This is a genomic window from Nocardiopsis sp. NPDC101807 (assembly GCF_044766605.1).
In the GTDB taxonomy this organism is placed as follows: domain Bacteria; phylum Actinomycetota; class Actinomycetes; order Streptosporangiales; family Streptosporangiaceae; genus Nocardiopsis; species Nocardiopsis tropica.
Window position 1 is genome coordinate 125,355 of record NZ_JBIWMK010000004.1, and the last position, 26,688, is coordinate 152,042.

Sequence of the window (26,688 nt, forward strand, 5' to 3'; positions counted from 1 at the left end):
CGGCGGCGGACCCGGCCGCCCCCTATCCTGGGGAGCGTCCGCGAGAGGGCGGGCGCTCCTCCAGCCAGGGAAGCGAGAGATGAACGTACTGCTCACCGGTGGGGCCGGGTACATCGGCTCGCACACCGCGGTCGAACTGCTCCAGGCCGGACACGACGTCGTCGTGGTCGACTCCCTCGTCAACAGCAGCGAGGAGGCCGTCCGCCGTGTCGAGCGCATCACCGGACGGAGCGTCGCCTTCCACCGGGCGGACTGCACCGACCCCGCCGCGCTGCGCCGGATCTTCGACGCCCACGACGTCGACGCCGTCATCCACCTGGCCGGGCTCAAGGCGGTGGGCGAGTCCGTCGCCCAGCCGCTGCGCTACTACCGCAACAACCTCGACGCGCTCCTGAACCTCGCCGAGGCGATGGACGGGCACGACGTGCGGAACCTGGTGTTCAGCTCGTCGGCGACGGTCTACGGCGACCCCGAGCGGCTGCCCCTCACCGAGGACAGCACCCTCTCGGCCACCAACCCCTACGGCGCCACCAAGCTGTTCATCGAGCGCGTCCTGGAGGACCTGGCCGCCGCCGACCCCCGCTGGCACATCGTCTCCCTGCGCTACTTCAACCCGATCGGCGCCCACCCCAGCGGGCTCATCGGCGAGGACCCCCGGGGCGTCCCCAACAACCTGTTCCCGTACATCGCGCAGGTCGCGGCCGGGCGCCGGGAGCGGCTCACCGTGTACGGCGACGACTACGACACCCCCGACGGCACGGGCGTCCGGGACTACCTGCACGTGGTCGACCTCGCCCAGGGCCACCTGGCCGCCGTCGACCACCTCGGCGACACCGCGGGCTGCCGCGTCTACAACCTGGGCACCGGCCGCGGCACCTCCGTCATGGAGGGCCTGCGCGCGTTCGAGCGCGCCACCGGCGCACCCGTCCCGTACGAGGTGGCCGACCGGCGCCCCGGCGACATCGCCGTGTGCTACTCCGACCCCTCTGCCGCCGCCCGCGACCTGGGCTGGAAGGCGGCTCTCACCGTCGACGACGCCTGCCGGGACGCGTGGAACTGGCAGTCGGCCAACCCCGGCGGCTTCGAGGGCGCCGGGGCCTGAGCCCCACCGCACACCCCGGAGGACCGGTTGAGCACGGGGAACGCCCTAGACTGGACGCCTATCCCTGTACTTCCTGCGGAAGGTCCTCCGTCGTGTCCGTTGGTGCTGAGAGCACGTTCGACACCGTTCTCGTCGTGGACTTCGGCGCGCAGTACGCGCAGCTGATCGCACGACGCGTCCGCGAATGCCATGTGCACAGCGAGATCGTGCCCTCGACCATGCCCGTCGAGGACATGCTCGCCAAGAAACCCAAGGCCATCATCCTCTCCGGCGGCCCGTCGTCGGTCTACGCCGAGGGCGCCCCCGTCGTCGGCGCCGAGCTGTTCGAGACCGGGGTCCCGACCTTCGGCATCTGCTACGGCTTCCAGGCGATGACCCGGGCCCTGGGCGGAACCGTCGACCGGACCGACCTGAGCGAGTTCGGCCGCACCGAGCTGACGGCCGTCACCGACTCCCTGCTGTTCGCGGGCGCCCCCTCCGACCTGTCGGTGTGGATGTCGCACGGCGACTCCGTGGTGCGGGCCCCCGAGGGCTTCACCACGACCGCCAGCACCGCCGGAGCCCCGGTCGCCGCGTTCGAGGACACCGACCGCCGTCTGTTCGGCGTGCAGTTCCACCCCGAGGTCATGCACACCGAGCACGGCCAGGAGGTGCTGCGCCGGTTCCTGTACGAGGGCGCCGGGTGCCGTCCCACCTGGACGATGGTGAACATCGTCGAGGAGCAGCTGGAGCGCATCCGCGAGCAGATCGGCGACAAGAGCGTCATCTGCGCGCTGAGCGGCGGCGTCGACTCCGCCGTGGCCGGAGCCCTCGTGCAGCGCGCCGTCGGCGACCAGTTGACCTGCGTGTTCGTCGACCACGGCTTGCTCCGCAAGGGTGAGGCCGAGCAGGTCGAGAAGGACTTCGTCGCGATCACCGGGGCCAAGCTCAAGGTCGTGGACGCCGAGGAGCGGTTCCTGTCGGCGCTGGCCGGGGTCACCGACCCCGAGGAGAAGCGCAAGATCATCGGCCGCGAGTTCATCCGCGTCTTCGAGCAGGCGGCCCGCGAGGTCGTCGCCGAGGGCGGTGAGGGCGGCGCCGAGGTCGAGTTCCTCGTGCAGGGCACCCTGTACCCGGACGTGGTCGAGTCCGGCGGCGGCACCGGGACCGCCAACATCAAGTCGCACCACAACGTGGGCGGCCTGCCCGACGACCTGCAGTTCACCCTGGTCGAGCCCCTTCGCGAGCTGTTCAAGGACGAGGTGCGCAAGGTCGGCGAGGAGCTGGGCCTGCCCGCCGAGATGGTGTGGCGCCAGCCGTTCCCCGGGCCGGGCCTGGGCATCCGCATCATCGGCGAGGTGACCCGCGACCGCCTGGAGATCCTGCGCGAGGCCGACGCCATCGCCCGCGAGGAGCTGTCCCGCGCCGGCCTGGACCGCGAGATCTGGCAGTGCCCGGTCGTGCTGCTCGCCGACGTCCGGTCGGTGGGCGTGCAGGGCGACGGCCGCACCTACGGCCACCCGGTCGTGCTGCGCCCGGTCAGCAGCGAGGACGCCATGACCGCGGACTGGTCGCGCGTGCCCTACGACGTGCTGGCGAGGATCTCCAACCGGATCACCAACGAGGTCCGGGAGATCAACCGGGTGACGCTGGACGTGACCAGCAAGCCCCCGGGCACCATCGAGTGGGAGTAGGGGAGCGCCCCTCCCCGGAGCACGGACGGGCCCGGCACACCGCGTGTGTGCCGGGCTCGTCCTTCTCCGGCCCCCGCCGCGCCTCGCGGTCCGGAACCGCGGGGCCCGGCAGCGCCTCCGGACGGCCCGGGCCGACGCGCCGGAACCGCTGCCGCTGCGGCGTGAGGGGGCGGCCCCGCGCCGGTGACCCGTACTCCTGACCGGTCCCGGCGCCCGGGGGGCGCTGCAGGGCGGGGCCGCGCACCCCTGCGGCCACCGCCCGGGCCGTGTCCCGTGGACCGTTCCGGGTTCGTGTCCGCCGGGCCGCCCCTCGCCGCGCCGACCGCGCTCGGACGGCCGGACCCGGGCGGCGACGCAGCGGGTCGGCGCGAGGCGTCCGGCGGGTGCGAGGGCGGTGCGGGGCGTCGGGGGCCTTCCGGTCCGGTGGCGGGCATCGCGGTCCACACCGTCGCCGGAGGCCCTCTTCACGTGTGCCGGGCGGGGCGGGTGTCACCGACCTCCGTGGTCAGCACGCCTAGTCGGTCACCATGTGCCGGATGTCGATGGAGGTCGGCGCGCCGCCGGGGGAGTTGTTGAGCAGGAGCCTGGCCGGGGCCTCGTTCTCGGTGAGGATGAACACCAGCTCGCCCGCGGCCGGGGAGCCCGGGGCGAGGCCGCCGGTGTCCCACAGCGAGCTCACCTGTTCGTCCCTGGACGGGGTCGCCGCGACGAACTCGGCCTCCGACTCGGTGACCAGGTACTGCGACTTGCTGTCGAACACGAAGCGTTCGCCCTCGAGGAGGTTGGTGACCTGCAGGCCCACGACGCAGTACTCGCCCCTGCGGAGCGCGGAGCGGCCCTCCAGCGTCTCCATCCCGCAGCGGACGGAGTCGACGCGGTACTCGACCGTGCCGTCGGCGGAGACCGCGTCGGATTCGGCCGGGGGGACCGAGTCGCCGGCGCCGTCGTCCGGTTCGGGCTCCTGGGCCTCGTCCTGCTCCGAGCCGGCCCCCGCGGGCGGGGTCTCGTCCCCGCCGGAGAACGGCGAGTCGTCCCTGTTCATCACCAGGACCGTCAGAACGGCCATGAGCACCAGGAGCGCCGCGGCGCCCATCGCCACCGCGACGACCAGTCCTCGGCGCCGGTTCGGCGCGGCCGGCTGGTGCGGGGGAGGGGGGACCGGGGGCACGTACGGCTGCGGCCCCGGGCGGTTCGCCTGCTGGTCGGCGGGGGGAACCATCGGGATGGGCCCGGTCGAGGCCGGGTGCTGGGCAGGGGGCGGGCCCGCCTGCCGGGGCTGCTGTGCCTGGCCGCCCGGCGGCGGGCCGGGCTGGTGTCCGGTCGCGGGATAGCCCGGGGGCGGCCCCGGGGGAGCCTGCGGGTGCTGGAAGTTGCCCGTCTGGTGCGCGGGCATGGGCGGGCCCGCCTGGTACTGGCCGGGCGCCGGGTGGCGCATGCCCGTCACGGTCTGGGGTCCGGGGCCGCCCTGCTGGGGGCGCATGCCCGGGGGCGGGCCGGGGGGCATCGGCGGAAGGTTGGGCCGCCACGACTGGTGCAGCGCGTGCGACACCATGTCGTTGGGGTTGGTGCTGTCCTCCCCGCCCGCCAGCTCCAGCAGGAGGTCCTGGGCGGTGGGGCGGCGGTTGGGCTCCTTGGCCAGGGCGCGCGTCACGAGGCGGTCGAGCGGGCTGTCCAGGTTGCCGATCTGGGGTTCGGCGAACAGCACCCGCTTGCCCAGCGTCATGGCGTCGCCGTTGCCGAAGGGGTGCGTGCCGTTGCCGGCGAACGCCACCAGGCACCCCCAGGCGAAGATGTCCGCCGAGGTGGTGACCTGCTCCTCCAACAGCTGCTCGGGCGCCATCCACCCGGGGCTGCCCATGACGATGCCGGTCTGGGTGTGGTTCGTGGCGGTGTTCATCGCGCGCGCGATGCCGAAGTCGATCACCCGGGGGCCCGACAGCGACAGCAGCACGTTCGCGGGCTTGAGGTCGCGGTGGACCAGCCCCGTGCGGTGGATGGCCGCGAGCGCGGCGGCCACGCCCAGGGCGAAGCCGTGCAGGGTGGAGGAGTCCAGCGGGCCGTTCTCGGCTATGTGCTCGGCCAGGGCGGTGCCGGCGATGTACTCGGTGACCATGTAGGGACGGTTCTCGAACGTCCCGTGGTCGAGCACCTTGGCGGTGCAGAAGGAGGCGACCTTGCGGGCGTTCTCCATCTCATCGCGAAAACGCGCCCGGGTCGCCTCGTCGAAGGCGAGTTCCGGACGGATGACCTTGATGGCTACCTGGTTGTTCCGGTCCGCCATACTGCCCAGGTAGACGGTGCCCATGCCACCGCTGCCCAGCTTGCCGGACAGCACATAGGGACCGATGGTGGCCGGATCCCCGGCGGCCAGCGGTTCCAGGTTCTTCGGGAGCCCATCCGACGGCAAGCGACCCTCCCCGACGGTGTCCAAACCCCGCCTTGCCCCAAGGTAGCGGTGTTTGTGCCCTGATTCCCCCTCAGCGGCCCGAGGGGGCCGTTCTGGGGGCAGGCGGTGACTGACATGACAGTGGTGACGATCCCCGGATCGTGATCCTGGTTCCCGATTCCTTCCGCCGATGGCGTTCGCCCCGGTCGGAGGGGGTGAACACACCGGCGCCCCTGACGGGGTACGTGTTCACGCAAGGTGGGGGTTCCTTTACGATTGGGGACTCGTGACCGTTAATACCACCGTAACCGTGCGGGTCCCCGCGAAGGTGAACCTCCAGTTGGCGGTGGGGCCCGGACGCGAGGACGGGTTCCACGACCTCGTCAACGTGTTCCACGCCGTCTCACTGTTCGATGAGGTTACCGTCAAGGAGGCCCGGTCGCGTCGGCCGAGCCCCCCGGACGCGGACGGCTCCGTCGTCGCGGAACTGACCGCCGGCGGCGGCCTGGGGTCCCACCTGTCCCGTGTCCCCCTGGACGCGAGCAACCTGGCCGCCCGCGCGGCGGCCCTGGTGGCCGAGCGCACGGGGAAGGGCTTCCCCGTCACCGTCCACCTGGACAAGAACATCCCGGTGGCGGGCGGCATGGCCGGGGGGAGCGCGGACGCGGCCGCCGCCCTGGTCGCCTGCGACCGGCTCTGGGGCGCCGGTCTGTCGAGGGAGGCCCTCCTCGACTGCGCCGCCGAGCTCGGCAGCGACGTCCCCTTCGCCGTGGTGGGCGCGACGGCCGTCGGGACGGGGCGGGGCGAGGTCCTCTCCCCGATGGCCAGTCCGGGCCGTTTCCGCTGGGTCTTCGCCCTGTCGCCGCACGGCCTGTCCACGGCGCGGGTCTTCGGCGAGTACGACCGGATCCGCCCGGACGCCCCCCAGCCGCGCCTCGACCCGGCCCTGGCCGGCGCGCTCGCGCTGGGAGACCCCGCGGCCGTCGGCGCGGCGCTCACCAACGACCTCCAGGAGGCGGCCCTGTCCCTCCTGCCGGAGCTGGAGCGCACCCTCGGGACCGGGCGGGCCGCCGGAGCCCTGGGGGCCCTGGTCTCGGGCTCGGGACCCACCTGCGCGTTCCTGGTGGGCGGGGGGCCGGAGGACGCCGCGGTCGTGGCCGAGCGCGAGGCCTCGGTGGTCGCGGCCCTGGAGGGGAGCGGGCTGTGCGAGCAGGTGGTGACGGCCCACGGGGACGTGCCGGGCGCCGTTGTCCTGTGATCTAAATCACTGGAGTTTCTTCCGTTCTGTGGGGGTTTCGCCCAGTTGACCTGAACCACGGTTGAGGTCGAACACTGGTGTGCATGACGACCGCAACCGCCTTGTCGCGCTACGCCGACCTGCCAGCCCTCATCGGCCTCATGGAGGGTGACGAGAAGCACATGGGCGCCGCCCACTCCACCCTGGACGTGGTGTGGGTCCTCTACGACCGCGTCCTGGCCGTCACCCCCGCCACGGCCGACGACCCCGCCAGGGACCGCTTCCTGCTGTCCAAGGGCCACGGGCCCGCGGCGTTCTACGCCGTGCTGGCCGCCAAGGGGTTCGTGGACGTGGCCGCCCTGCGCGGCTGGACGGCCTTCGACTCCCCGCTCGGCCACCACCCGGACCGGGTCCTCGTGCCCGGGGTGGAGATCGGCAGCGGCTCCCTCGGCCACGGCCTGCCCCTCGGGCTGGGCAGCGCCCTCGGCCTGCGCGCCCAGGGCGTCCGCCGCCCCGACGGCGCCGCCCCCCGCGTGGTCGTGCTCCTCGGGGACGGGGAACTCGACGAGGGCAGCAACCACGAGGCGATCGCCGTCGCCGGGCGGCTCGGCGTCGACAACCTCACCGCGGTCGTCGTGGACAACGCCTCCAGCACCCACGGCTGGCCCGGCGGTGTCGCCGCCCGGTTCGCGGGGGAGGGGTGGGCGGCGCGGGAGGTCGCCGGGCGCGACCACGACGCCCTCCACGAGGCCCTCACCCGGCCCCACACAGGACGGCCGCTGGCCGTCGTCGCCCGCGTCCGGACCAGGTAGGGGACAGGAGACCGGCCATGCGAGAAACCTTCGCCGCCACCGTCAGCGAGGCCATGGACCGCGACCCGCGCGTCGCGGTGGTCCTCGCCGCCATCTCGGCGGGCATGTTCCGCTCCGCCGCGGCCCGCCACCCCGGACGGGTGGTCGACGTCGGCATCCGGGAGCAGGCCATGATCGGGGTGGCCGGCGGGCTCGCCCTGACCGGGATGCGCCCGATCGTGCACAGCTACGCCCCCTTCCTGGTCGAGCGGCCGTTCGAGCAGGTCAAGCTGGACTTCGCCCACCAGGACGTGGGCGCCGTCCTGGTCAGCATCGGCGGCTCCTACGACGCCTCCGAGGAGGGGCGCACCCACCAGGCGCCCGGCGACGTCGCCCTGCTCGACACCCTCCCGGGGTGGACCGTGCACGTGCCGGGCCACCCGGACGAGGCCCGCGCCGCACTGGAGTCCGCCATCCCCGGCGACGACCGCGTGTACGTGAGGCTGTCGGAGACCTCGAACCGCGTGCCCCTGCCCGTGGACGGGCTGCTGTCCGCGGTGCGCACGGGGTCGCCCCGCTCCTCGGGCGTGGTGGTCGCCGTCGGGCCGATGCTGGACCGCGTGCTGGAGGCCACCGCCGACCTCGACGTGACGGTCGCCTACACCTCCACCGTGCGCCCGTTCGACCGGGCGGGGCTCAGCGCCCTGGTCGGGGCGGCGGGCAACGCCGACGTGCTCGTGGTGGAGCCCTACCTCGCCGGGACCTCCGCGCACGAGGTCGCGGCGGCCCTCGCGGACCGGCGCCACCGGCAGCTCGGGCTGGGGGTGGCCCGCCACCGGGAACTGCGCGCCTACGGCACCCCCGCGCAGCACGCGCGGGCGCACGGACTGGACGCGGAGGGCCTCGCCGAGGCCGCCAGGGGGTTCTTCCTGGTGTAGGCCGGGGCCGGGAACCCGGCGGGGCGGAACGCGCCCGGGGCCTTGCGTGGTGCGGCCCCGGGCGCGTTCCGCGCGGGGGCACGCGCCGTCCGGGCCGCGGCCGCGCGCGAGGCGCCGCGCCGCCCGTGCCCGGGCGCGTTCCGGGGCGCGCCGCGGCCCCGGGCGTGACGGCGTCCGGCCCCCGGCCCCGCCGGCGGGGCCGCGGGGCCCGTATCCCGGGGAGGGGCGGCCAGGGCACTGGGTCGGACCCGGGACAATGGAAGGTGATGACGAATCTGGTCAACCTTCAGGACGTGTCCCTGGCCTACGGGCCGCTCGTACTCCTCGACAAGGTGTCGCTCGGCGTCGACGAGGGCGAACGCATCGGCGTGGTCGGCCGCAACGGCGGCGGCAAGTCCACGCTGATCTCCGTGCTCTCCGGCATCACCGAGCCCGACTCCGGGCGGGTCGTGCACAACCGCGGGCTGCGCATCGGCTTCCTGCACCAGCGCGACACCTTCCCCGACACCACCGTCGGCGGGTTCGTGCTGGGCGACCGCGCCGAGCACGAGTGGGCGGGCGACTCCCGCATCCGCGACGTCCTGCGGGGCCTCCTCGGCGGCTGGGACCTGGACACGCCCATGTCCGGGCTCTCCGGCGGCGAGCGCCGCCGCTCGGGACTGGCGCGGCTGCTCATCGGCGACCACGACCTCATCGTCCTGGACGAGCCCACCAACCACCTCGACATCGAGGGCATCGCCTGGCTCGCCGAGCACCTGCGCGGACGCCCGGAGGCGCTCGTGGTCGTCACGCACGACCGCTGGTTCCTGGACGCCGTCACCACCCGCACCTGGGAGGTCGGGCGCGGCGCCGTCGAGCGCTACGAGGGCGGCTACGCCGCCTACGTCCTGGCCAAGGCCGAACGCGACCGCCAGGCCGCCGCCTCCGAGGAGCGGCGCCAGAACCTCATGCGCAAGGAGCTGGCCTGGCTGCGCCGCGGCGCCCCGGCCCGGACCTCCAAGCCCAAGTTCCGCATCGAGGCGGCCAACCAGCTCATCGCCGACGAGCCGCCGCTCCGCGACACCGTCGAGCTGGTGCGGTTCGCGAGCTCCCGGCTCGGCAAGACCGTCATCGACCTCAAGAACGTGTCGGTGGCCGTCCCCGACCGGACCCTCCTGGACCACCTCACCTGGCAGCTGGGCCCCGGCGACAGGGTCGGCCTGGTGGGGGTGAACGGCGCGGGCAAGTCCACCCTCCTCAAGATCCTCGCCGAGGAGCGCGCGCCCGACTCGGGCAGCGTGCGCACCGGCCGCACCGTCAGGCTCGCCCACCTGTCGCAGAACGTCGCCGAACTCGATCCGAAGGCGCGCCCGCTCCAGGCCGTCATGGAGGTCCGCGAGCACATCACCATCGGCAAGCGCGACTACACGGCGAGCCAGATGCTGGAGCGCTTCGGCTTCCGGGGCGACCGGCAGTGGACGCCGATCGGCGACCTGTCCGGCGGCGAGCGCCGCCGCCTCCAGCTCCTGCGCCTGCTCATGGACGAGCCCAACGTGCTGCTGCTGGACGAGCCCACCAACGACCTGGACATCGAGACCCTCACCGAGCTGGAGGACCTCCTCGACGGCTGGCCGGGCTCCCTCGTGCTGGTCAGCCACGACCGGTACTTCCTGGAGCGCATCACCGACCGGGTGCTCGCGCTCATGGGGGACGGCAGCCTCGCCTTCCTGCCCGGCGGGGTCGACGAGTACCTGGAGCGCCGCGCGGTGACCGCGGGGGAGGCCACGGTACCGCTCGGCTCGTCCGAGGCCGCTGCGTCCGCGACCGCTGCCGAGCAGCCCGCGGTCTCCGCGGCGGAGCGCCGCGCGGCCCAGAAGGAGCTCCAGCGCGTCGAGCGGCGCATGGACCGCATCACCGGGCGCGAGGCGGAGCTGCACGAGCTGATGGCCGCCGCCGCCAACGACTACGCCCGGCTCGCCGAACTGGACGCCGAGGCCAAGGCCCTGGCGGCCGAGCGCGGAGAGCTGGAGGAGGTCTGGCTGGAGCAGGCGGAGATCGTCGGCGACTGACCGCCGACCGCCCGCCCCCCCCGGCCGGGGGCGGCCGTGGCGCCCGGCCGTGTCCGCGCGGTTCCCGGGTCCCTTCCCGGGCCGTGGCCGCACGGGCTCTTCGGTTTCCCCCGGCCGTGTCCGCACGGGCCCTGCGGCCTTTCCCGTGCGCCCGGCCCCGCCGAGGGGCTGGCGGGCGCCCCGCCGGCCCCGTGCCCGGACCGGCCCCGCCCGAGCACCGGGGGCGCCCCGCCGCCGCCGGGCGCTCGGGGCGCCGTCGAGTAGCCTCCGGGGACATGGGGCCGCCGCGGCCGACCGTACGCCGGGCGCCGCCCTCCCAGTGGACAGGAGTGAACCCGCATGACCGCTTTGGACGAGATTCCGGTGACGCTGATCGACGGGCGCGAGACGACCTTCGGCGAGTGGGCCGGAAAGGTCAGGCTGGTGGTGAACGTCGCCTCCCGGTGCGGGCTCACGCCGCAGTACGGGCAGCTGGAGGAGTTGCAGAGCCGCTACGCCGACCGGGGGTTCACCGTGCTGGGGTTCCCCAGCAACCAGTTCCTCCAGGAGTTCGGCAGCGACGGCAGGATCGCCGAGTACTGCTCCGCGACGTGGGGGGTGACCTTCCCGATGATGAGCAAGGTCAAGGTCAACGGGAAGGACCGCCACCCGCTCTACGGCGTGCTCACGGAGACCCCCGACGCGGACGGCCAGGCGGGGAAGGTGAAGTGGAACTTCGAGAAGTTCCTCGTCCTCCCGGACGGCGCCGTGCACCGCTTCCGCCCGACCACCGTGCCGGACGACCCCGCCATCGTCGCGCTCATCGAGAAGTCGCTCCCCGGGGAGGCGTGAGGGCCCGGTAGCCGGTCTCCTCCGGTCCGCGCCGGAACGACGTGCACCGGCCCGGCCCCCGCGGGCGGGCCGGAGCCCGGTCCGGCACGGGGGCCGGGCCGCGGATCCCCCGCGGGCGGGGAGGCCCGGCCGGGTCCGCACGCGGGCGGACCTCCCCTCAGCGCACCTCCTCCGCGAAGACGGAGGCGATCTCCCGCGCCCCCTCCTCGTTCGGGTGGATGTCCGGACCCCGTTCCGCGTCGCACATCCAGGTCAGGTCGCACACGTTCTGGAGGTTCGCGGGCATGCCGGTCTCGCTGCCCTCGGGCACCTCCCTGTTGGTGGCCTGGAAGACGGAGTCCACGTCCGCGACCTCGATGCCCTCGGCCTCGTAGGCCTCGGTGAGCGTCCCGTTGACCTCGGTGAGGATGTCCACGGCCTCCTCGGCGAGCCCGCCCCGCGCCTCGTGCTCGGGGAAGACCTCCTCGGCCTCCTCCGCGGACGCCGCTGCCTGTCCGGCGGGGTCGTCGTCGAGCAGGAGGAAGGCGAGGAACGGGTTGTAGTAGGTCATCGCGACGATCCGGGTGTCCGGGCCCGCCGCGGCGCGCAGCCGCTCGGCGATCTCGGGCACCTCCTCCTCCAGGCGGTCGAGGCCGTCGGCCACGCACTCCGCGTCGATGTCGACGTCCTCGGAGCTGTTCGCACGGCCGTCCGGCGCGTTCACCCCCTGCACGCAGCGGGTGAAGTTGTTCGCCCCGATGGTGAGGGTCACCAGGTCCACCTCTCCCTCGTGCTCCGCGAGGAAGTCCTCGGCGGCCCGGAGCTGCTCGCCGTCGTCGTAGCGCTCCTCGCAGTCGGGCAGGCCGCCCTCCAGGAACGTGGTCGTGTCCTCGCCCGCGCAGCCCATGCGCTCGTGCCGGAGGCCGGGGTCGTCGTCGAGCAGGGTGCGGTACAGGACGTCCGTGTACCCTTCCTCGGTCTCGGCGGGCGTCCCGTCCTCGTCGGGCTGCACGCCCACGGCCAGCGAGTCGCCCAGGGACAGGTAGTAGCCCCCTTCGGCGCCGGGGGTCCCCGGCGCCGCCGTCCCCTCCCCGTCGGCGCCCGCGCACCCCGCCGCGAGTACTGCGACGGCCGTCACCGCGATCCAGCGGATTCGCACTCTCTGTCTCCCACCCGGGTCGGTTGCAGGTACGTGCCCGGGGCTGCCCGGTGGGCGGACGCGCCGCCCTTCCCGGGCGCCGCCGGGCCCTTCACGTGGGGGAACCGGAAGGCGTCCGGGCCACGATGCCAGCCGCCGAGGGTCCGCGTCGAGCGCCCGGGTGGGAGATGTCTCTCAGAGGGGCGGCCGCGCGGTCCGGGACCGTTGGCGGGACGGCCCTCAGCCCTGCGGTCGGGACGGGTCCCTGTCGAGGGGGGCCAGGAGGCTTCTGAGCAACGATGCCAGCTGCTGCCGGTCGCCGTCGGGCATGGGGGCGAGAAGCGTCTCCTCGTAGCTGAGGAGCGATTCCAGGGCGGTGTCGATGCGCTCGGCGCCGCGTTCGGTGAGCCGGACCAGGACCCCGCGCTTGTCGTCGGGGTCGGGGCGGCGCTTGACCAGGCCGGCGGCGGCCAGCCTGTCCACCCGGTTGGTCATGGTCCCGGAGGTCACCAGGGTGGCGCGCAGCAGCCGTCCGGGGCTCAGCTCGTACGGGGGGCCGGAGCGGCGCAGCTCCGCGAGCACGTCGAACTCCCAGGGCTCCAGCGCGTGCTCGGTGAAGACCGTGCGCCGGGCGCGGTCCAGGTGGCGTGCGAGCCGGGACACACGGCTGAACACCTCCAGGGGTGTCACGTCCACGTCCGGGCGTTCGGAGCGCCACGCCTCGATCAGCCCATCCACCTCATCGCGCATGGGGACAGCTTATCTCTTGACATCAAGATAGTGGGGCGGGTATGGCGCACTCCCCGCTTCCCCGCTCGCGGCTGCGGCGCGGGGGCGGGCCGCGGCGGACCCGTCCCCCGGTGCGCCGGGCCCGGGGGTCAGCCCCCGCCCCGCCGCCTCGTCTGCAGCCTCGGCTTGGGCTCCAGGCTCGCGAGCCCGTTCCAGGCCAGGTTGACCAGGTGCGCCGCGACCACCTCGCGCTTGGGCCGACGGACCTCGAGCCACCACTGGCCGGTCAGCGCCCACATGCCCACCAGGGCCTGCGCGTACATCGGGGCGAGCGCCGGGTCGTAGCCGCGCTCGGCGAACTCGTCGACCATGATGTGCTCGACCTGGCTGGCGATGTCGTTGATCAGGCTGGCGAAGCTTCCCGTGCCGGAGGCCACGTGGGAGTCGCGGGTCAGCACCCGGAACCCGACCGTGTTCTCCTCCACGTAGCGCAGCAGGGCCAGCGCCGCCTTCTCGATCTTGCCCCGTGCGCTGTCGGCGGTGAGGGCCTCGCCCATCATCTCCAGGAGGGTGCGCATCTCACGGTCGACCACGACCGCGTAGATGCCCTCCTTGCCGCCGAAGTGCTCGTACACGACGGGCTTGGACACCCCGGCCCGTGCGGCGATCTCCTCGACGGAGGTCGCGTCGAACCCGCGTTCGGCGAACAGCTCCCGGCCGATCTCCAACAGCTGTTGCCGACGCTCCTTGCCCGTCATGCGCTTGCGGCGCACGCGGACCTTCTGTTCGCTGTCGGCTGCTCCCATGATGGCTACTGATCCTAGACCTTGACCCGCTTGGCGGCGAGCCGGTCGTTGTTGGGCCAGCGGACCTTCGTGGCCCAGCCGAGCTTCTCGAACGCCCAGATCACGCGGGCGGAGATGTCGATCTGGCCCTTGAGCACGCCGTGGCGCGCGCAGGTCGGGTCCGCGTGGTGCAGGTTGTGCCAGGACTCGCCGAACGACGGGATGGCGAGCCACCACACGTTGCGGGAGCGGTCGCGCACCTCGAAGTTCTCCTCGCCGATGGTGTGGCAGATGGAGTTGATGGACCAGGTGACGTGGTGCAGCAGCGCCACGCGGACCAGGCTCGCCCAGAAGAACGCGGTGACCGCGCCCCACCAGGACATGGTCACGAGGCCGCCGATGAGGGCGGGGGCGCCGAGGGAGAAGATCACGATCGGCAGGAACAGCTTGTCGACGAGGACGATGTCCTTGTCCTTGAGCAGGTCCGGGGCGAAGCGGCGCGGAGAGGTCTTCTTGTCGTCCAGGTACATCCAGGCCATGTGCGCGTAGTACAGGCCCTTGGCGACGGACTTCCAGTCGTCCCCGAAGCGCCACGGCGAGTGCGGGTCGCCCTCGGCGTCGGCGTACTTGTGGTGGCGGCGGTGGTCGGCCACCCACTTGATGACGCTGCCCTCGATGGCCAGCGAGCCGGCGACCGCGAGCGCGATCCGCAGCGGGCGGTTGGCCTTGAAGGAGCCGTGGGTGAAGTGGCGGTGGAAGCCGACCGTGATGCCCAGGCCGCTGATGAGGTAGAAGACCGACGCGATCGCGATGTCGGTGAGGCTCAGGCCCCATCCCCAGAAGAAGGGGACGGAGGCGAGCAGGGCGATGAGCGGGATGAAGACGAACGCGAAGACGGTGAAGCGCTCGGCCCTGCCCCGCAGTTCCGGCTCGTACTCGGGGATCGCCTCGCGCTTCCCCTCGGCGTTCTCGGTCGGCAGCTCGGCAGCAGCGGTCATGGTCGTACACACCTCGTCGTCACGGCAGGGTCCTCGCGGTCGGACGGTGTCCGAGAGGCGCGGAGCACCCGTCGCGACGGCCCAACCTATTCCTACGTAACCGTAACCTACGACCCCGTAGGTTTGGCAAGCCCTCCACCGGAGGCGCTATGTTGGTGCCTGGCGTACGGCGCAACGCGTGCGCGCCCTGCCTTCCCGGATGATGTAATCGGCAGCATGTGGGGTTTTGGTCCCCATCGTCCAGGTTCGAGCCCTGGTCCGGGAGCCCTTCACCCTTTCCCCCCACCCCTGTCCCCGTGCGCGCGAGGCAAACCCTCCGCCCCCGCCCGGCCGCGCCGGAGCGGGACCCGTCCCCCGTACGCGCGAGGGCGGCCCCGGCCCTTGCGCGCGGACGCCCCGGGCGCCCCGGCGCCGGGCCCGGCCCGGTGGCGCGGCGCATCTCACAGAACGCCCCGGAACCCGACGCCACAGGCACGGCCCGGCCCCGGCTCCACGCCCCGGCGTCACGCGCCCGCTGGACGCCTGTGACACGCATGTATCCTTCCCATGTCGGCCGCTGGTCATCCGACGGCCGCCCGCGCGGCACGCGGGTCGAGCCGCCGAAGGGTGAGCCGACAGTTCAATGCCAGCTATCACGAGGGGTCTCCTTCAGTGAGCGTGAACCGTCCGGCTGCCGTCATCGTCCTCGCGGCGGGCGAGGGCACCCGAATGAAGTCGAAGCTTCCCAAGGTCCTCCACGAACTCAACGGCCGCAGCATGCTCGGCCACGTTCTCGCGGCCGCGGGCGAACTGGACCCCCACCACTCGGTCGTGGTCGTCGGCCACGCCCGGGAGCAGGTCCGGTCGCACCTGTCGGAGGTCGCCCCCGAGGCCGCCACCGCGGTCCAGGAGGAGCAGAACGGCACCGGCCACGCCGTGCGCATGGCGGTCGAGGACCTCGCCGCCAAGGGCACCGAGCTCGCCGGCACCGTCGTCCTGACGTGCGGGGACACCCCGCTCCTGCGCGGCTCCACGCTCTCGGAGCTGGTGGCCGCCCACGAGAAGGAGGGCAACGCCGTCACGGTGCTGTCCGCCCGCGTCCCCGACCCCCACGGCTACGGGCGCATCGTGCGCGACGGCGACGGCGACTTCACCGGCATCGTCGAACACGCCGACGCCACCCCCGAGCAGCACGCGATCGACGAGATCAACTCGGGCATGTACGCGTTCGACGGAGCGCTCCTGTCCGCGGTCGTCAAGCGCCTGTCCACGGACAACGCCAAGGGCGAGGAGTACATCACCGACGCGGTCGCGCTCCTGCGCGGGGACGGCAACCGCGTCGGCGCCTGGATCGCCGAGGACTGGCACGAGGTGCAGGGCGTCAACAACCGCGTCCAGCTCTCCGAGGCCCGCCGCGTCCTCAACGACCGCCTCCTCACCGAGCACATGCTCGCGGGGGTCACGGTGGTGGACCCCGCCTCCACGTGGGTGGACGCGCAGGTCCGTATCGGACGCGACGCCGTGATCGAGCCCGGCACCCGCCTGCTCGGCGCCACCGTCGTCGGAGAGGACGCCGTCGTCGGCCCCCGCGCCGACCTGAGGGACACGGTCGTCGGCGAGGGCGCCCAGGTGCGCGAGACGACCTCCGACCGGGCCGAGATCGGTCCCGGGGCCACGGTGGGCCCCTACACCTTCCTCCGGCCGGGCACCCGCCTGGCCGGGCGGGCCAAGGCCGGCGCCTTCGTCGAGATCAAGAACTCGAACGTGGGCGCCGGATCCAAGATCCCGCACCTGACCTACGTCGGGGACGCGGACATCGGCGTGGGCAGCAACATCGGCTGCTCCTCCGTGTTCGTCAACTACGACGGGGTGGACAAGCACCGGAGCGTCATCGGCGACCACGTGCGGCTCGGCAGCGACAACACCTTCGTCGCGCCCGTGCACGTGGGCGACGGCGCCTACTCCGGTGCGGGGACCGTGATCAGGGACGACGTTCCGCCCGGCGCGCTGGCGATCTCCGAGGGGCACCGCCAGCGCAACGTCGAGGGCTGGACCCGGCGCAAGCGCCCGGGCACGCCCTCCGCCGAGGCGGCGGACAAGGCCGATCGGCACAGAGCCGACGACAAGCAGTGACTGTGGGGGAGAAACACGTGACCGGCATGAAGGCCACCGGCCAGAAGAACCTGATGCTGTTCTCGGGACGCACGCACCCGGGGCTGGCCGAGGAGGTAGCCAAGGAGCTGGGGATCGAGGTGGTCCCCACCCGGTTCGACACCTTCGCCAACGGTGAGATCTTCATGCGGTACCTGGAGTCGGTCCGCGGCTGCGACGCGTTCGTCATCCAGAGCCACGCCGACCCGGTCAACGAGTCGATCATGGAGCAGCTGATCATGGTGGACGCGCTCAAGCGCGCGTCCGCCAAGCGGATCACCGTGGTCACGCCGATCCTGGGCTACGCCCGCCAGGACAAGAAGCACCGCGGCCGCGAGCCCATCTCGGCGCGCCTGGTCACCGACCTGTTCCGGACCGCGGGCGCGGACCGGATGATGGCCGTCGACCTGCACACGGACCAGATCCAGGGCTTCTTCGACGGCCCGGTCGACCACCTCTTCGCGCTGCCGATCCTGGCCGACCACGTGGCCAGCCAGGTCGAGCGCTCCGAGATCACCGTGGTCTCCCCGGACGCGGGCCGCGTCCGGACCGCCGACCGCTGGGCGGACCGCCTCGGCGCCCCCCTGGCGATCATCCACAAGCGGCGCGACCCGGACGTCGCCAACCAGGTGAAGGTCCACGAGGTCGTCGGCACGGTCAAGGACCGCGTCTGCGTCCTGGTGGACGACATGATCGACACCGGCGGCACCATCGTGAAGGCCTCCGAGGCCCTGTTCGAGCAGGGGGCCAGGAAGGTCATCGTGGCCGCCACGCACGGCGTGCTGTCCGGCCCGGCGGCCGAGCGCCTCCAGAACTCGCGGATCTCCGAGGTGATCATCACCAACACGCTCCCCGTCCCCGAGGAGCGGGCCTTCGAGAAGCTGACCCAGCTCTCGATCGCCCCGCTGGTGGCCCGCGCGATCAGCGAGGTCTTCACGGACGGCTCGGTCACGAGCCTGTTCGAGTAGGCCCGCGCCAAGTTCCCGCCAAGTCCCGCGCGCCCCGTTGACGGCCTCCCGGTCCGGGAGGCGTCCGCCGACGGGGCGTGTTCTGAGTCGTCGGTGAAGCCAGTAGACTTGACCGAGTGTCCCCGTGCCCGGGTGGAGTCGTGTTCGGCTTCGCTCAGGAGCACGGGCAGGGGTGCGCGACGAGCGTTCCCGGGCCGGACGGGTCCGGTGGCGGCTCGCCGGGCACGCCTGGAACCAGGGCGGTCGCGTCCCCTGCCTGAGGGGAGACCCCGCCGCATTCTCCGCCGAGGGCGGGAATCGTTCGTACTACTGGAGTCGTGTTCCCCGTGCTGCGGGGTTGAACCCGAGGAGTTTTGTCGTGTCCGAGGTACGTATCGCTGCCGAGCCCCGCACGGAATTCGGCAAGGGCGCCTCCCGTCGCGCCCGCCGCGCGGGTAAGGTGCCGGCCGTCCTCTACGGCCACGGCACCGAGCCCCGCCACCTGAACCTGCCGGGCCACGAGCTCATGCTCGCCCTGAAGACCCCTAACGTCCTGATCCGCCTCGAAGGCCTGGACAAGGACAACCTCGCCCTGCCCAAGAGTGTGCAGCGCGACGCCATCAAGGGCTTCCTTGAGCACATCGACCTCCTGGTCGTGTCCAAGGGCGAGAAGGTCGAGGTTGAGATCTCGGTGAACCTGACCGGTGAGGTCAAGGCCCCGGGTGTGCTCAACCAGGAGCTCGTCACCGTGACCGTCGAGGCTGAGGCCACCAACATCCCCACCGGTGTCGACTTCGACATCGAGGGCCTGGAGATCGGGGCCAACCCGACCGCAGGCGACCTGAAGCTGCCCACGGGCGCCACCCTGGTCACCGACCCCGAGACCATCGTGCTCACCGTCTCCGCGCCCCGCGTGGAGGAGGAGCCGGAGACCAGCACCGAGGCGGCCGGGGCCGCCGAGGAGGCCGCCGCCGAGTAGGGCGGTGGAGCTGTCCACGGATCTGGACGAACGCGCGGTTCCCACGGGGGCCGCGCGTTCGCCGTATCGGTAGGGTCGTTCCCCATGTGGACCTGGTTGAGGGCGTTGTCGGGCAGGAAGGAAGCCGGCGGTGGCGACACCGCGGGCGGGAGCGGCGGCAGGGGCGCCGAAGGGGGGAGCGGGGACATGGGCGAGGCCGAGCGCTGGCTCGTCGTGGGGCTGGGCAACCCCGGGCCCAAGTACGCGGGCAACCGGCACAACGCGGGCTTCCTGGTGGTCGGGGCGCTCGCCGGCGGCGAGCGCTGGAAGGCGCACAAGGCGCACGCCGAGGTGGTGGAGACGCGCCTGGAGGGCGTGCCGGTGGTCCTAGCCAAGCCCCGGACCTTCATGAACCTGTCGGGCGGCCCGGTGGCCGGCCTGGCGAGGTTCTACAAGGTGCCGGTCGAGCGGATCATCGTGGTGCACGACGAGATGGACATCGACTTCGGTGCGCTGAAGCTCAAGAAGGGCGGCGGGCCCGGCGGGCACAACGGGCTCAAGTCGATGACGGCGTCCCTGTCCAGCCCGGAGTACATCCGCGTGCGCTTCGGGGTGGGACGTCCGCCGGGACGCATGGACCCGGCCGCGTACGTGCTCAAGGACTTCTCCGCGGCCGAGCGCGCCGAGCTGGACCTGGAGGTGGACCGGGCCGCGGACGCCGTGCGCACGGTCCTCCGGGACGGTCTGGGCCGGGCCCAGAACATCTTCCACACCGCGGCCTGAGGGGGCGGCCGGGGGGCCGTCACGGACGGCCCGCCCTCGCCGGGCGCCCCGGCCCGGGCCGGGCCGGCCCCCCGTTCAAGCCGCCTCCTGCCGCCGGGGACCTCCGCCCGGACGGCCTCCCCCTCCGCGCCCCGGACCCCGGCCCCGCTTCTCAGCCGCGCAGCAGCCGCCAGGTCGCCAGGGCGAGGGCGTGCGCCCCGCCGACCGCCCCGCCGTCCTCCCCCTCCGAGCCCGGCCGTCCCTCGGCCGGTCCCGGCCCGCCGGTTCCGGCGCGGACGCCGTCGGCGATCACCCCGACCAGCGCCCCCGCGAGGTACGCGGCGTGTGTGCGCACGGGCACGTCGTCCGACCCTGCCGGCCCCTCCCCGGCCGCGAGGCGCGCGGCCAGCTCCCCGGCCAGGCGCTCCCGCAGGCGGTTCGCGAACCGGGGGCTCCCCTGGTCGGAAAGCATCCGCCGGTACAGCACGGCGTTCTCGGCCACGTGGGTGAACAGGTCCACCAGAGGCTCCGGCGGCCGGTCCCGCGGGGCGTCCAGCGGACACAGCGCCGCGCACCGCGCCACGTGAGCGACGGCGTCGTCCATGGCGTCGGCGACGAGGGCGTCCAGGTCGGCGTAGTGCTGGTACACCGTCGCCCGGTTCACCTCGGCGCGCCGCGCCACGGCGGACATCGTCACGTCGGCGAGCTCCTGCTCGGCGGCCAGGGCGAGGAGGGCGGCGCGCAGCCGGTCACGGGTGCGCCGGGCCCGCGGGTCGTCGGGGTTCACCGTTCCAGGCTAGGACACGCCAGCCTAAAAAACACCTGTTGCTTAAACGACAGCTGTTGTTTAGAGTCCGGGGTATGAGGATCGAGGTCTGGGCGGACGTGGTCTGCCCCTGGATGTACATCGGCAAGCGGCGTCTGGAGCGGGCCCTTGCCGGCCTGTCCGACGCGGAGTCCGTGGAGGTGGTCTGGCGCCCGTACCGGATCGACCCCTCCGCCCCCGCGGCCGGCGAGCCGTTGGGCGCGCTGCTGGAGGACCCCTCCGTGGACGACGCCCTCCGGGCGTGCGCACCCGCGCTGACGCCGGGGGAGAACCGGGCCCGGGTCGCGGAGATCGCGGCGTCCGAGGGCCTGGGGCCCTGCTGGGGCGCGACCTGGAGGGTCAGCAGCCACGACGCCCACAGGCTCGTCCTGCTCGCCGGCCGGGCCGGGGGGCCCGGACTCCAGGACGTCGTCGTGGAGGGCGTCCTGCGCGCCCACTTCGTGGCGGGCGAGGACATCGGCTCCGCCCCGGTCCTCGACCGGATCGCCGGGGAGGCCGGTTTCCCGGACGGCGGCAGCCTCCTCCGGGCGGGGGAGGGAGGGGAGGAGGTCCGGGAGCTGGTCCTGCGCGGCCGGGCGGCCGGTGTCCGCACCTCCCCGACGTTCGTCGCCAACGGCCGCGCCCTGGAGGGCGCGCAGCACCCCGACGAGATCCGTGGGTTCCTGGTCGCCGCCGCCGGGCACGAGCCCCGGGGCCTCCCGGAGGAGGTCGAGCGCTTCCGCCTGGCGGAGGCCCTGCTGGACTCGGGCGACCCGCTCGGGGCCCTCGTGCTCCTGCGGCCGCTGCTCGACGGGCATGCCGCCGACCGGGGCGTGCGCCTGCTCGCCGCCCGCGCCCACTACCGCTCCGCGCAGCTCAACCGCGCCAGGCGGGGGCTGGAGGCCCTGGTCGAGGAGGCCCCGGACGACGCCTACGCCCGCCTGTTGCTGGGGCGGACCCTCCAGCGCCAGGGGGAGGAGGAGTCTGCCGCGCTCCACCTGCGCCTGGCGGGGGCGATGGTCCCCTCCTACGCCTGACGGCGTCGGCGACGAGGGCGTCCAGGTCGGCGTAGTGCTGGTACACCGTCGCCCGGTTCACCTCGGCGCGCCGCGCCACGGCGGACATCGTCACGTCGGCGAGCTCCTGCTCGGCGGTCAGGGCGAGGAGGGCGGCGCGCAGCCGGTCACGGGTGCGCCGGGCCCGCGGGTCGTCACGTTCCGCGCACGGTTTCGGTCGTCCCCTACCCGGGCCCGCTTCTGTCCGTCCCCGGCGTGTCCTCCGGGGCGTTTCGCGTCTCGGAACAGACACATTCTTGGCTTGACCAGGTCTTCTTGCCCGACAACCTGCCACTCGGCGCGACTTTTCCACTACTTTTGGTTACTGTTCGGGTCGTCGGTCCTGTGTGCGCCCGACCAGACGCCCCGCTCATGCCCTCTGTGTCGATGCCAGTGGCGCCCGGGGTGATGACGCGTAGTAGGGCTCCACAGCCGTGGTCTTGGGGGAAGCATGGTCACCAGCGGGGTGAAGGCCGTCCGTGAACAGCCGGCGCGCACCGCCGTCGGCGCCGGAGACGGCGCCGGCGGGCGGGACGCCGGGATCGGACCGCTGCTCACCGGGGGAGGCGCCGGGCCGCGGACGCGCTCCGGGTCCTGGACGCGGCCCTACGTCGCGAGCCTCGTCGTGCTGGACCTCGCCGCGGCCTACGCCGCGACCCTGGGCGGAACGGTCCTCCGCTTCCACGGCTCACCGGGCGCGCCCGCCGCCTCCACCCACCTCCTGCTGTCCCTCCTCCTGCCCTTCGTGTGGGTCCTGTTCGTCTACCTGGGCGGCGGCTACGCGCGGCGCTTCCTCGGCGTGGGCACCGAGGAGTACCGGCGCGTCGCCACGGCCGGGGTCGCGCTCGCCGCGTCCGTCGCGATCGGCGCGTACGCGGTCACGTTCGACCTGGCGCGCGGCTACGCCCTCGTCGCGCTCCCGCTCGTCCTCCTGGCCAGCCTCGCCCTGCGGTACGCGCGCCGCAAGGCCCTGCACCGCAGGCGGCGCTCCGGGCTGTGCATGAGCGGCGTCGTGGTCGTCGGGCACCGGACGGCCGCGGGGGAGCTGATCCGCCGGTTCCGCGACGAGATCTACCACGGCATGCGCGTCGTCGGCGTGTGCCTGCCGCCGGACGACACCGTCGCCGGCATGGGGACGGACTCCGTGGAGGACTGCCCGGTCCTCGGCTCCTTCGAGGACGCGGCGGACGCGGCGGCCCTCGTCGGCGCCGACACGGTGGCGGTCCTCGCCTGCCCCGAGATGGACGGGGTCGAACTGCGCCGCCTGGCCTGGCGGCTGGAGAAGAACGGCACCGACATCATCGTCGCGTCGGCGCTGATGGAGGTCGCGGGGCCGCGGACCTCCATCCGGCCGGTCGCGGGCCTGCCGCTCCTGCACGTGGAGCACCCCGAGCTGGTGGGCGTCCGCCGCGTGCTCAAGTCGGTCTTCGACCGCTCCGCCGCCGCGCTTGCCCTGATCCTGCTGTCCCCCCTGTTCCTGGTGCTGTTCGTCCTCATCCGGGGGGAGGGCCGGGGCCCCGCGCTGTTCACGCAGACCCGCGTGGGCCGGGGTGGCGCCGAGTTCACCGTGTACAAGTTCCGTACCATGGTGGTCGGGGCCGAGGCGTTGAAGGCGATGCTCCAGCCCCGCAACGAGCACGACGGTGTGCTGTTCAAGATGCGTCGCGACCCCAGGGTGACGTCCGTGGGGGCATGGCTGCGCCGGTACTCGCTCGACGAGCTCCCCCAGCTCGTCAACGTGGTCCGGGGTGAGATGTCGCTCGTCGGCCCCAGGCCGCCGCTGCCGGAGGAGGTCGCCCAGTACGGGCACGACGTCCGCCGGAGGCTGGTGGTCAAACCGGGGCTGACGGGCCTGTGGCAGGTCAGCGGCAGGTCCGACCTCTCGTGGGAGGAATCGGTCCGCCTCGATCTGCGGTACGTGGAAAACTGGTCGCTGACGCTGGACATCCAGATCCTGTGGAAGACGTGGTCAGCGGTGATCCGTGGGGCGGGAGCATACTAGCCGGTGAAGAGCATCCGAAACGATCATGAGGTGGCCCGCGACCTGGCCGGCGAGGCGGGACAGCTGCTGCTGCGCCTGCGCGCCCGGCACGGTTTCGACGAACCCGACGTGCTGCGCACGCTGGGGGACCGGACCTCCCACGAGTTCCTGTTCTCGGCGCTGGGCCGGCTGAGGCCCAGCGACGCGGTGCTCTCCGAGGAGGGCGCCGACGACCACTCCCGGCTCCGGGCCAGGCGCGTGTGGATCATCGATCCGCTCGACGGCACCCGGGAGTTCGCGGAGGCGGGCCGCACCGACTGGGCGGTGCACGTCGCCCTGTGGGAGGACGGCGACCTGGTCGCGGGGGCCGTGGCGCTCCCCGCGCAGGGCAGCACCCTGTCCACGGTCGACCCGCCCTGGCTGCCCGAGGAGCGCCCGGCGGGCCAGCGGCTGCGCATCACGGCCAGCCGGACCCGGCCGCCCGCCTTCGTGCAGCGGATGGCGACCCAGCTCGGCGCCGAGGTGGTCCCGATGGGGTCGGCGGGCGCGAAGATCTGCGCGGTGCTCCTCGGCATCGCCGACATCTACGTGCACGCGGGCGGCCAGTACGAGTGGGACAGCGCGGCCCCGGTGGCGGTCGCGCGGGCCTCCGGCCTGCACACTTCCCGGATCGACGGCTCCGAACTGCGCTACAACGTAGCCGACCCGCTACTCCCCGATGTCCTTGTATGCCGATCGGAATTGTCGGGTATGTTGTTGGCAAGCATCCGCGACGGCGCGGACCTGGACAGCGCGGGTCCGCACGCGGGGGGCTGACCGAAGGACCCCCGCGCCGTCGGCCGTGCGGTATCTCTAAGGCGGATTCATGGGTCAGGCGAGTCAGCAGGCGCCCGGGCGCTACCAGCTCTCCCAGCTGGACGTCCTCGAGGCCGAGGCGATCTTCATCATGCGCGAGGTGGCCGCGGAGTTCGAGCGGCCGGTGCTGCTCTTCTCCGGGGGCAAGGACTCCATCGTGATGCTCCGCCTCGCGGAGAAGGCGTTCTGGCCCGGAGCCGTCCCGTTCCCCGTCATGCACGTCGACACCGGCCACAACTTCGACGAGGTCATCGAGTTCCGCGACCGCAGGGTCGCCGAGGCCGGGGTGCGCCTGGTGGTGGCCTCGGTGCAGGAGCAGATCGACGCGGGCAAGGTGTCCGAGCCCACCGGGCGCTGGGCGAGCCGCAACAGGCTCCAGACCTCGGCGCTGCTGGAGGCCATCGAGGACAACGGCTTCGACGCGGCCTTCGGCGGCGCCCGGCGCGACGAGGAGAAGGCCCGGGCCAAGGAGCGGGTCTTCTCCTTCCGCGACGAGTTCGGCCAGTGGGACCCCAAGAACCAGCGCCCCGAGCTGTGGAGCGTGTTCAACACCCGCATCGACCGCGGCGAGCACATCCGGGTCTTCCCGATCTCCAACTGGACGGAGCTGGACGTGTGGGCCTACATCCGGCGTGAGCGGCTGGAGCTCCCCTCCATCTACTTCGCGCACGAGCGCCGCGTCTTCGAGCGGGACGGCATCCTGCTCGCCGACTCGCCGATCATCCAGCGCGACGAGACCGAGGTCCCGTTCCACGAGACCGTCCGCTACCGCACGGTCGGCGACCTGACGTGCACGGGGGCGGTCCGGTCCACGGCGGCGGAGATCGACGACATCATCGCGGAGATCGCCGCGACCCGGATCACCGAGCGGGGGCAGACCCGGGCCGACGACCGCGCCAGCGAGGCCGCGATGGAGGACCGCAAGAAGGAGGGCTACTTCTAGCCCGCCCGCCCCGCCGGACGCCTCCGGCACAGCCCCGGCCCCACCGGGTTCCACCACCCCTACGGACACCGGCGCCGCGGAACCGGACGCCCGCCGGCCGACGGACGTCCCGGCGCGGGCCACCGCCTCCGCCATCCGGTTGATGAGCCGCCCACACTTCCCACATTGGACCAGGCAAGCATGAGCAACGACATCCTGCGGTTCGCGACGGCGGGCTCCGTCGACGACGGTAAGAGCACCCTGATCGGCCGCCTGCTCTTCGACTCCAAATCGATCTTCGAGGACCAGCTCGACGCCGTGGAGCGCACCAGCGCCGCGCGGGGCGAGGAGCACACCAACCTGGCGCTGCTCACCGACGGCCTGCGGGCCGAGCGCGAGCAGGGCATCACGATCGACGTGGCGTACCGCTACTTCGCCACGCCCAGGCGCACCTTCATCATCGCGGACACCCCCGGGCACATCCAGTACACGCGCAACATGGTCACCGGCGCCTCGACCGCCGACCTGGCGATCATCCTGGTGGACGCCCGCAAGGGGCTCCAGGAGCAGAGCCGCCGCCACGCGTTCCTCACCACCCTGCTCCAGGTTCCGCACCTGGTGCTGGCGGTCAACAAGATGGACCTGGTGGACCACTCCGAGGAGCGGTTCGAGGAGATCAAGGCGGAGTTCAGCGACTTCGCCACCAAGCTCGACGCCCGCGACCTCACCTTCGTGCCGATCTCCGCGCTGCACGGCGACAACGTGGTGACCCGCTCGGAGAACATGCCCTGGTACACCGGGCCCTCCCTGCTGCACCACCTGGAGAACGTGCACATCGCCTCCGACCGCAACCTCATCGACGCGCGCTTCCCGGTGCAGTACGTGATCCGCCCGCACAAGTCCGACGACCCCGAGCTGCACGACTACCGGGGCTACGCCGGCCAGCTCGCGGGCGGAGTCCTGAAGCCGGGCGACGAGGTCACCCACCTGCCCTCCGGCCTGCACACGCGCATCGCCAGGATCGCCACCGCGGACGGGGACGTCGCGGAGGCCTACTCGCCGATGTCGGTCACCCTCCTGCTGGAGGACGAGATCGACATCTCCCGGGGCGACATGATCTGCCGCCCCAACAACACCCCGACGGTCACGCAGGACCTGGAGGCGATGGTCTGCTGGATGACGGACGCGCGCAAGCTCACCCAGGGCTCCAGGCTCCTCGTCAAGCACACCACCCGGACGGCGAAGGTCCTCGTCAAGGACCTGCGCTACCGGCTGGACGTCAACACGCTGCACCGCGACGAGCAGGCCGACCACCTGGCCCTGAACGAGATCGGCAGGGTGCGCCTGCGCTCCACCCAGCCGCTGTTCGTCGACGAGTACTCCCGGAACCGGCAGACGGGCGGGTTCATCCTCATCGACGAGGCCACGAACACCACCGTCGGAGCGGGCATGGTCGTCAAGACCGACTAGCGGGCCGCCCCTCCTCCCCCGGCGCCGGGGGAGGAGGGGCCGACCGGGGTCCCCGGGGGGCGGGGGGGGGCCCGGGGGGGGCCCCCCCCCCCCGGGGCCGCGGGCCCCCCCCCCCGGGGGGGGGGCCCCCCGCGGCCGGCGGGGGGGGGGGGGGGGGGGGGGGCCCCC

Annotated in this window: 22 protein-coding genes and 1 pseudogene; 16 read left to right on the forward strand and 7 right to left on the reverse strand. The window is 73.1% G+C overall.

The window, feature by feature from the left end:
* The first annotated feature begins 79 nt into the window (after window positions 1-79).
* Together galE and guaA are read left to right on the forward strand one after the other, a co-directional pair.
* A complete protein-coding gene (gene galE / locus ACIRPH_RS13515) occupies window positions 80-1,102 on the forward strand; it encodes a UDP-glucose 4-epimerase GalE (RefSeq protein ID WP_402913591.1) in 1,023 nt (340 codons plus the stop codon).
* 92 nt (window positions 1,103-1,194) lie between these two features.
* Entirely contained in the window at window positions 1,195-2,775 is a 1,581-nt protein-coding gene (gene guaA / locus ACIRPH_RS13520) for a glutamine-hydrolyzing GMP synthase (RefSeq protein WP_402913593.1), read from the forward strand.
* 514 nt (window positions 2,776-3,289) lie between these two features.
* Here guaA and ACIRPH_RS13525 read toward each other — a convergent pair.
* A complete protein-coding gene (locus ACIRPH_RS13525) occupies window positions 3,290-5,182 on the reverse strand; it encodes a serine/threonine-protein kinase (RefSeq protein ID WP_402913595.1) in 1,893 nt (630 codons plus the stop codon).
* Between the two features lie 265 nt (window positions 5,183-5,447).
* Here ACIRPH_RS13525 and ACIRPH_RS13530 point away from each other — a divergent pair, with 265 nt between their 5' ends.
* The 5 genes from ACIRPH_RS13530 (at window position 5,448) to ACIRPH_RS13550 (ending at window position 11,006) form a co-directional block, all read left to right on the forward strand.
* On the forward strand, window positions 5,448-6,419 hold the full coding sequence (locus ACIRPH_RS13530; RefSeq protein WP_402913598.1) for a 4-(cytidine 5'-diphospho)-2-C-methyl-D-erythritol kinase: 972 nt from the start codon (window positions 5,448-5,450) through the stop codon (window positions 6,417-6,419).
* Window positions 6,420-6,502: 83 nt separating this feature from the next.
* Window positions 6,503-7,210, forward strand: coding sequence for a transketolase (locus tag ACIRPH_RS13535; RefSeq protein WP_402913601.1), 708 nt, complete (start codon window positions 6,503-6,505; stop codon window positions 7,208-7,210).
* A gap of 17 nt (window positions 7,211-7,227) precedes the next feature.
* On the forward strand, window positions 7,228-8,127 hold the full coding sequence (locus ACIRPH_RS13540; protein ID WP_402913603.1) for a transketolase family protein: 900 nt from the start codon (window positions 7,228-7,230) through the stop codon (window positions 8,125-8,127).
* A 266-nt stretch (window positions 8,128-8,393) separates the two neighbouring features.
* Window positions 8,394-10,175 carry an ABC-F family ATP-binding cassette domain-containing protein gene (locus ACIRPH_RS13545; RefSeq protein WP_402913606.1) on the forward strand — a complete coding sequence of 594 codons (1,782 nt, stop codon included), beginning with the start codon at window positions 8,394-8,396 and terminating at the stop codon, window positions 10,173-10,175.
* A 339-nt stretch (window positions 10,176-10,514) separates the two neighbouring features.
* Window positions 10,515-11,006 (forward strand): glutathione peroxidase, encoded by a 492-nt coding sequence (locus ACIRPH_RS13550; RefSeq protein WP_402913608.1) that lies wholly within the window; start codon window positions 10,515-10,517, stop codon window positions 11,004-11,006.
* Window positions 11,007-11,163: 157 nt separating this feature from the next.
* Here the strand turns inward: ACIRPH_RS13550 and ACIRPH_RS13555 are convergent, their stop codons facing one another.
* The 4 genes from ACIRPH_RS13555 to ACIRPH_RS13570 form a co-directional block, all read right to left on the reverse strand.
* Window positions 11,164-12,129 carry an SGNH/GDSL hydrolase family protein gene (locus tag ACIRPH_RS13555; protein WP_402914765.1) on the reverse strand — a complete coding sequence of 322 codons (966 nt, stop codon included), beginning with the start codon at window positions 12,127-12,129 and terminating at the stop codon, window positions 11,164-11,166.
* Window positions 12,130-12,363: 234 nt separating this feature from the next.
* Window positions 12,364-12,873: a MarR family winged helix-turn-helix transcriptional regulator gene (locus ACIRPH_RS13560; RefSeq protein WP_402913611.1), complete on the reverse strand. Its 510-nt coding sequence runs from the start codon at window positions 12,871-12,873 to the stop codon at window positions 12,364-12,366.
* A 128-nt stretch (window positions 12,874-13,001) separates the two neighbouring features.
* Window positions 13,002-13,658, reverse strand: a complete 657-nt coding sequence (locus ACIRPH_RS13565) for a TetR/AcrR family transcriptional regulator (RefSeq protein WP_267948114.1) — start codon at window positions 13,656-13,658, stop codon at window positions 13,002-13,004.
* A 14-nt stretch (window positions 13,659-13,672) separates the two neighbouring features.
* A complete protein-coding gene (locus ACIRPH_RS13570) occupies window positions 13,673-14,635 on the reverse strand; it encodes an acyl-CoA desaturase (protein WP_402913614.1) in 963 nt (320 codons plus the stop codon).
* A gap of 651 nt (window positions 14,636-15,286) precedes the next feature.
* Between ACIRPH_RS13570 and glmU the strand changes: the two genes are divergently transcribed.
* The 4 genes from glmU to pth all read left to right on the forward strand — a co-directional run bounded on the left by glmU (window position 15,287) and on the right by pth (window position 19,453).
* The gene (gene glmU / locus ACIRPH_RS13575; RefSeq protein ID WP_402913617.1) at window positions 15,287-16,747 is read left to right on the forward strand and encodes a bifunctional UDP-N-acetylglucosamine diphosphorylase/glucosamine-1-phosphate N-acetyltransferase GlmU; all 1,461 of its coding nucleotides are present in this window, start codon (window positions 15,287-15,289) and stop codon (window positions 16,745-16,747) included.
* Between the two features lie 17 nt (window positions 16,748-16,764).
* Complete coding sequence (locus tag ACIRPH_RS13580; protein WP_402913620.1) at window positions 16,765-17,733, forward strand: ribose-phosphate diphosphokinase; 969 nt, start codon at window positions 16,765-16,767, stop codon at window positions 17,731-17,733.
* 358 nt (window positions 17,734-18,091) lie between these two features.
* Entirely contained in the window at window positions 18,092-18,691 is a 600-nt protein-coding gene (locus tag ACIRPH_RS13585) for a 50S ribosomal protein L25/general stress protein Ctc (RefSeq protein WP_402913623.1), read from the forward strand.
* A 186-nt stretch (window positions 18,692-18,877) separates the two neighbouring features.
* The gene (gene pth, locus ACIRPH_RS13590) at window positions 18,878-19,453 is read left to right on the forward strand and encodes an aminoacyl-tRNA hydrolase (protein ID WP_402914767.1); all 576 of its coding nucleotides are present in this window, start codon (window positions 18,878-18,880) and stop codon (window positions 19,451-19,453) included.
* A gap of 151 nt (window positions 19,454-19,604) precedes the next feature.
* Here the strand turns inward: pth and ACIRPH_RS13595 are convergent, their stop codons facing one another.
* The gene (locus ACIRPH_RS13595) at window positions 19,605-20,219 is read right to left on the reverse strand and encodes a TetR/AcrR family transcriptional regulator (protein ID WP_402913625.1); all 615 of its coding nucleotides are present in this window, start codon (window positions 20,217-20,219) and stop codon (window positions 19,605-19,607) included.
* A gap of 74 nt (window positions 20,220-20,293) precedes the next feature.
* On the opposite strand from ACIRPH_RS13595, the gene ACIRPH_RS13600 reads away from it, so the two are divergent.
* The gene (locus ACIRPH_RS13600) at window positions 20,294-21,274 is read left to right on the forward strand and encodes a DsbA family protein (RefSeq protein WP_402913628.1); all 981 of its coding nucleotides are present in this window, start codon (window positions 20,294-20,296) and stop codon (window positions 21,272-21,274) included.
* On the opposite strand, the pseudogene ACIRPH_RS13605 reads toward ACIRPH_RS13600, so the two are convergent.
* A pseudogene (locus tag ACIRPH_RS13605) lies at window positions 21,273-21,416 on the reverse strand (TetR family transcriptional regulator); the annotation flags it as partial. The gene ACIRPH_RS13600 and the pseudogene ACIRPH_RS13605 sit on opposite strands and share 2 nt — an antisense overlap.
* A gap of 327 nt (window positions 21,417-21,743) precedes the next feature.
* Here ACIRPH_RS13605 and ACIRPH_RS13610 point away from each other — a divergent pair.
* The 4 genes from ACIRPH_RS13610 (at window position 21,744) to cysN (ending at window position 26,520) form a co-directional block, all read left to right on the forward strand.
* A complete protein-coding gene (locus tag ACIRPH_RS13610) occupies window positions 21,744-23,294 on the forward strand; it encodes a sugar transferase (protein ID WP_402913630.1) in 1,551 nt (516 codons plus the stop codon).
* 3 nt (window positions 23,295-23,297) lie between these two features.
* Window positions 23,298-24,089 (forward strand): 3'(2'),5'-bisphosphate nucleotidase CysQ, encoded by a 792-nt coding sequence (locus ACIRPH_RS13615; RefSeq protein ID WP_344178913.1) that lies wholly within the window; start codon window positions 23,298-23,300, stop codon window positions 24,087-24,089.
* A 49-nt stretch (window positions 24,090-24,138) separates the two neighbouring features.
* Window positions 24,139-25,071, forward strand: a complete 933-nt coding sequence (gene cysD, locus ACIRPH_RS13620; protein WP_402913634.1) for a sulfate adenylyltransferase subunit CysD — start codon at window positions 24,139-24,141, stop codon at window positions 25,069-25,071.
* Between the two features lie 180 nt (window positions 25,072-25,251).
* On the forward strand, window positions 25,252-26,520 hold the full coding sequence (gene cysN / locus ACIRPH_RS13625; protein ID WP_402913637.1) for a sulfate adenylyltransferase subunit CysN: 1,269 nt from the start codon (window positions 25,252-25,254) through the stop codon (window positions 26,518-26,520).
* Window positions 26,521-26,688 lie beyond the last annotated feature (168 nt).

Excerpts from the sequence above, each read along its gene's own strand:
- ACIRPH_RS13550 (WP_402913608.1), top strand. The coding sequence starts at position 10,515 with ATGACCGCTTTGGACGAGATTCCGGTGACGCTGATCGACGGGCGCGAG.
- ACIRPH_RS13535 (WP_402913601.1), top strand. The coding sequence starts at position 6,503 with ATGACGACCGCAACCGCCTTGTCGCGCTACGCCGACCTGCCAGCCCTC.
- ACIRPH_RS13565 (WP_267948114.1), bottom strand. The coding sequence starts at position 13,658 with ATGGGAGCAGCCGACAGCGAACAGAAGGTCCGCGTGCGCCGCAAGCGC.
- ACIRPH_RS13545 (WP_402913606.1), top strand. The coding sequence starts at position 8,394 with ATGACGAATCTGGTCAACCTTCAGGACGTGTCCCTGGCCTACGGGCCG.
- ACIRPH_RS13570 (WP_402913614.1), bottom strand. The coding sequence starts at position 14,635 with ATGACCGCTGCTGCCGAGCTGCCGACCGAGAACGCCGAGGGGAAGCGC.
- cysD (WP_402913634.1), top strand. The coding sequence starts at position 24,139 with ATGGGTCAGGCGAGTCAGCAGGCGCCCGGGCGCTACCAGCTCTCCCAG.
- ACIRPH_RS13560 (WP_402913611.1), bottom strand. The coding sequence starts at position 12,873 with ATGCGCGATGAGGTGGATGGGCTGATCGAGGCGTGGCGCTCCGAACGC.
- ACIRPH_RS13610 (WP_402913630.1), top strand. The coding sequence starts at position 21,744 with ATGGTCACCAGCGGGGTGAAGGCCGTCCGTGAACAGCCGGCGCGCACC.
- pth (WP_402914767.1), top strand. The coding sequence starts at position 18,878 with ATGGGCGAGGCCGAGCGCTGGCTCGTCGTGGGGCTGGGCAACCCCGGG.
- ACIRPH_RS13540 (WP_402913603.1), top strand. The coding sequence starts at position 7,228 with ATGCGAGAAACCTTCGCCGCCACCGTCAGCGAGGCCATGGACCGCGAC.
- galE (WP_402913591.1), top strand. The coding sequence starts at position 80 with ATGAACGTACTGCTCACCGGTGGGGCCGGGTACATCGGCTCGCACACC.
- cysN (WP_402913637.1), top strand. The coding sequence starts at position 25,252 with ATGAGCAACGACATCCTGCGGTTCGCGACGGCGGGCTCCGTCGACGAC.
- ACIRPH_RS13600 (WP_402913628.1), top strand. The coding sequence starts at position 20,294 with ATGAGGATCGAGGTCTGGGCGGACGTGGTCTGCCCCTGGATGTACATC.